The sequence below is a fragment of the Actinomycetota bacterium genome, from assembly GCA_035759705.1.
In the GTDB taxonomy this organism is placed as follows: Bacteria; Actinomycetota; CADDZG01; order JAHWKV01; family JAHWKV01; genus JAJCYE01.
In genome coordinates this window covers 1-4,585 of record DASTUJ010000009.1, presented here as the reverse complement: position 1 = coordinate 4,585, position 4,585 = coordinate 1, and the positions used below count along the sequence as shown (strand labels likewise).

Here is a 4,585-nt window from a genome sequence, read left to right as displayed (position 1 = left end):
ATGCGGCCCGCACCCCAACCTCGGCATCTGCCTGGATACCTGCCACCTGCACGCCGCGGGGTACGACCTGTCTGGGCCGGAGGGCGTCGACCGGCTGGTGGCCGAGGTGGAGGAGCAGGTCGGCCTGGGCCGGCTGGGGCTGATCCACAGCAACGACTCCCGGGACCCCCGGGACTCCCGCCGGGATCGCCACTGGCACGTCGGACAGGGGGAGATCGGGCTGGAGGGGTTCCGGGCGCTGGTCGCCCACCCGGCGCTGGCGGACACGCCGTTCATCTGCGAAACGCCCGGCGAGGTGGAGGACGACCGGGCCAACGTCGCAGTCCTCAAGGCCCTGCGGGACGGCCGCCCGGTCGAGTTGAGCGCAGGCAAGGAACCGGTGTCTGTTGAGCGTGTCGCCGACCCACACTAGAATTGATGAGTAACAGGCACGGCCACTCGGTCGGTGCACGTGGCCCGCACACCGCAGCCCCTCTACTCAAAGGATTTGGCTCATGCCCGGCATCGCGCTCGTAGGAACCCAGTGGGGAGACGAAGGTAAGGGCAAGGTCACCCACCTAATGGCCGACCAGATGGACATGGTCGTCCGCTACTCGGGCGGCAACAACGCCGGGCACACGGTGATCGTCGGCGAGGAGACCTTCAAGCTTCACCTGCTCCCCGCCGGCATCCTCTACTCGCACATCGTGCCGGTGATCGGGCCGGGTGTGGTGGTCGACCCCAAGGTCCTGCTCGACGAGATGGACCGCCTGGAGGCCCGCGGGATCTCCATCGACAAGCTTGTGATCTCCAGCAACGCCCACGTGATCATGCCGTACCACCGGGAGCTGGACGCCCTCATCGAGCGGCGCCTGGGCAAGCTGAAGCTCGGGACGACCAAGAGGGGCATCGGCCCGGCGTACTCCGATAAGGCGTCCCGCATCGGGATCCGGGTGCAGGACCTGCTGGACCCCAAGATCTTCGCCGCCAAGCTCGAGGTCAACCTGCGGGAGAAGAACCTGCTGCTCACCAAGATCTACGGCCGCCTGCCGATGAAGATCGACGCGATCCTGGAGGAGTACCTCGGGTTCGCCGACCGCCTGACGCCGCACATCACCGACACGGTCACCGTCGTCCACGAAGCCCTGGAGGCGGACAAGAATGTCCTTTTCGAGGGGGCGCAGGGCACCATGCTGGACCTTGACCACGGCACCTATCCCTTCGTCACCTCGTCGAACCCCGTAGCCGGGGGTCTCTGCGCCGGGGCCGGAGTCGGGCCGAAGGCGGTCGACCGCATCATCGGCGTGACCAAGGCGTACGTCACCCGGGTGGGCGAGGGCCCCTTCCCCTCCGAGGATCGCGGTTCGGACGGCCTGGAGATGGTCAACCGGGGCAAGGAGTACGGGGCAACCACGGGCAGGCAGCGCCGCTGCGGGTGGTTCGACGCGGTCATCGGCCGCTACGCCGCCCGCCTCAACTCGCTGACCGAGATCTTTCTGACCAAGGTCGACGTTTTGAGCTCGTTCGACACCATCAAGATCTGCACCGCCTACGAGTACAACGGGCAGAAGTACGAAAACTTCCCGCCCCACCAGACGATCTTCCACAAGGCGAAGCCGATCTTCGAGGAGATGCCCGGCTGGCGCACCGACATTAGCGGAGCCCGCACCTGGGACGACCTGCCCGAGAAGGCACAGAACTACATCCGGCGCCTGGAAGAGCTGTGCGACGTGCCGGTGACCGACATCTCGGTCGGCCCCGAAGCCACGGAAACGGTCGCCCGGCGAGGGTGAAAGTCCTTGTGGTCGGGGGCGGGGGCCGGGAACACGCCCTCGCCTGGGCGCTGGCCCGCAGCCCGTCGGTAACCGAGGTCCACGCCGCTCCCGGAAACCCGGGAATTGCCCGCCTGGCCACCTGTCATCCGGTCGGCGTCGGCGACATTCCCGGTCTGGTCGACCTGGCCGCCTCTCTGGGGACGGACCTGGTGGTGATCGGTCCCGAGGCGCCCCTGGCGGCCGGTCTGGCCGACGCGCTTGAGATGCGGGGTATCGCCGCGTTCGGGCCGAAGAAGAGCGGGGCCCGGCTGGAGGCGTCGAAGACCTTCGCCAAACAGATCATGGAGTTCGCGCAGATCCCAACCGCCCACGCCCGCACCTTCGAGTCGGCCAGGGCCGCAGTCGCATACGTCGAAGAGTTGGACTGCCCCGTGGTCGTCAAAGCCGACGGCCTGGCGGCCGGCAAGGGGGTCACGGTCTGCGACGGCCCGGGCGACGCCAAGGCGGCGATCCTCGAGGCCATGGAGCAGCATCGGTTCGGCGATGCCGGCAACTCAGTGCTGATCGAGGAGCGCATGGAGGGCCCGGAACTGTCGATCCTGGCGTTCTGCGACGGTGTAACGGTTCTGCCCCTGCCTGCGGCCCAGGACTTCAAGCGTTCGCTCGACGGGGACCGGGGGCCGAACACCGGGGGCATGGGCAGCTACTCGCCGGTGCCGATCGCCACCGATGGAGTGATCGACCAGGCCATGGACCAGATCCTCAACCCGGTCGCTTCGCAGCTGGCCCAGATGGGTCGCCACTACGTCGGGGTTATCTATGCCGGGCTGATGTTGACCTCAGCCGGTCTGAAGGTGGTGGAGTTCAACTGCCGGTTCGGGGACCCGGAGACGCAGGCGATCCTGCCCCGGCTGGAGTCTGACCTGGGAGAGCTGATGATCGCCACGACCCAGGGTTCGCTGGCCGGGATGAAGGTTGCCTGCAGCGATCAGGCGTGTGTTTCGGTGGTCGCAGCGTCGGGCGGCTACCCGGAGGCGGACCCGCTGAAGACCGGTTTCGAGATCACCGGCCTGGAAGAGGCGGAGAAACTGGGAGTGCAGATCTTCCACTCGGGCACGACCGAGCGGGAAGGGAAGCTGGTGACGTCGGGGGGGCGGGTCCTGTCGGGAAGCGCCCTGGGGGACGACATACGGGGCGCCCGGGAGCTGGCCTACCGGGCGCTCGGGGAGATCAGCTTCGATGGTATGCGGCACCGCAGCGACATAGCCTCCATGGCATAGCTTCTGATCAACAGCCGTCGCAGTTGACGACGGACCGGGCAAACCGATGCGGTCTGGTCTTACGTCCGCCCTGGCCAGCCTGATGTGATGATCTTCCTGCCGGCCCTGAACGAGGTGTGAGGTCCGGAAGAGGGCTGTGAGATGCGCTTGACGACGCCCCCGGGCAGGTCGACACAGAGCCGTTCACCGAAGAGGTCGCCGGGTAACACCGTGACGGGGAAGCGGGCGAGACAGAAGCTGTCGCCGCCGGGTGGTGGGCGAGGGCCGGCCCACCCACCCCGGGGACGCACGAACTTAAATTTGCGGGAAGGTCTGCCGATGGCTTCGAGCCCGAGGTTACTTACGCGCTCAAAGTTTCCTGAGGCCGGACCCCGGTCAATTAGACTGTGCGAAGGTCTATCCGGGCGGTCTTTCTAGAGGCCCGGGGACTAAACCTTTAGGCCTGCCGAAGTTTCGGGTTCTGGCCTCGAACCCTGTTGATCCAATCGAGCGGAGGAATAGATGGCAATTCAGACGCCCCTGGTGGGCATCGTGATGGGCAGCGCGTCCGACCAACCCAAGATGCAGGCGGCGGAGATCATCCTCGACCGATTTGGCGTCCCTTATGAGTCCAACGTCATCAGCGCCCACCGGCAGCCGGACCAGGCCCACGAGTACTCCAAGCTGGCCGAGGAGCGGGGCCTCGAGGTCATCATCGCCGCCGCCGGGCGGGCCGCCCACCTGGCCGGCGTCATGGCGGCGAACACGATCCTTCCCGTGATCGGCGTGCCGGTGCACGGTGGACACCTCGGCGGGGCGGACTCGCTCTATTCCACGGTCCAGATGCCGTCCGGCGTGCCGGTGGCCACCGTCGGCATCGACCAGGCGACGAACGCCGCGATCCTCGCGGTCCAGATCATCGCCTGCCACAACCCCGACCTGCGCGAAAAGCTGCGCACGTTCAAGCAGGAGCTGTCGCAAGGGCTGAAGGTTTGATCGATCGGTACACCCGGCCACAGATGGCCGCGGTCTGGAGCGAGCAGACCAAGCTGGCCAACTGGCTGAAAATCGAGATCCTGGCCACCGAGTGCCGCACCAACAAGGGTGAGGTGCCCCAGGAGGATCTGGACACGATCAAGGCAAAGGCGGCATTCGACGTCGACCGGGTGGCCGAGATCGAACGCAAGACCCGCCACGACGTTGCGGCGTTCATCGACAACGTCACCGAGAACGTCGGCCCCGCCGCCCGCCACCTGCATTACGGGATGACCTCGTCCGACGTCTTGGACACCGGGCTGGCGCTGCAGATGCGGGACGCCGCCGACCTGCTGCTCGCAGGCGTCGACGCACTGATCAAGGTGTGCGTCGCCAAGTCCCGGCAGCACGCCCACTCATTTATGGCCGGGCGGACCCACGGCATCCACGCCGAGCCGACCACCTTTGGCCTCAAGGTCGCCGGCTGGGCCTTCGAGCTGGACCGGGGCCGGGAGCGCCTCCGGCGGGCCCGCAAAGCGGTTTCGGCCGGAAAGCTCTCCGGCGTCGTCGGCACCTTCGCCGGCGGGGACCCGGACA

General features: G+C 67.1%; 5 protein-coding genes. All 5 read left to right on the top strand.

The annotated features are described in order from the left end of the window. Window positions 1–412 (top strand): TIM barrel protein (locus tag VFV09_00530; GenBank protein HEU4866186.1); only part of this gene is annotated, 412 nt, incomplete at its 5' end. A gap of 82 nt (window positions 413–494) precedes the next feature. Further along, complete coding sequence (locus VFV09_00525) at window positions 495–1,772, top strand: adenylosuccinate synthase (protein HEU4866185.1); 1,278 nt, start codon at window positions 495–497, stop codon at window positions 1,770–1,772. After that, entirely contained in the window at window positions 1,769–3,034 is a 1,266-nt protein-coding gene (gene purD / locus VFV09_00520) for a phosphoribosylamine--glycine ligase (protein ID HEU4866184.1), read from the top strand. Before VFV09_00525 ends, purD begins: the two co-directional genes overlap by 4 nt. A gap of 501 nt (window positions 3,035–3,535) precedes the next feature. After that, window positions 3,536–4,009 (top strand): 5-(carboxyamino)imidazole ribonucleotide mutase, encoded by a 474-nt coding sequence (purE, locus tag VFV09_00515; protein HEU4866183.1) that lies wholly within the window; start codon window positions 3,536–3,538, stop codon window positions 4,007–4,009. Between the two features lie 23 nt (window positions 4,010–4,032). Next, window positions 4,033–4,585: lyase family protein (locus tag VFV09_00510; protein HEU4866182.1), on the top strand; the 553-nt coding region annotated here is incomplete at its 3' end.

Bases quoted from the DNA above. Each gene is read 5' to 3' on its own strand.
- VFV09_00525 (HEU4866185.1), top strand. From the start codon at position 495: ATGCCCGGCATCGCGCTCGTAGGAACCCAGTGGGGAGACGAAGGTAAG.
- purE (HEU4866183.1), top strand. From the start codon at position 3,536: ATGGCAATTCAGACGCCCCTGGTGGGCATCGTGATGGGCAGCGCGTCC.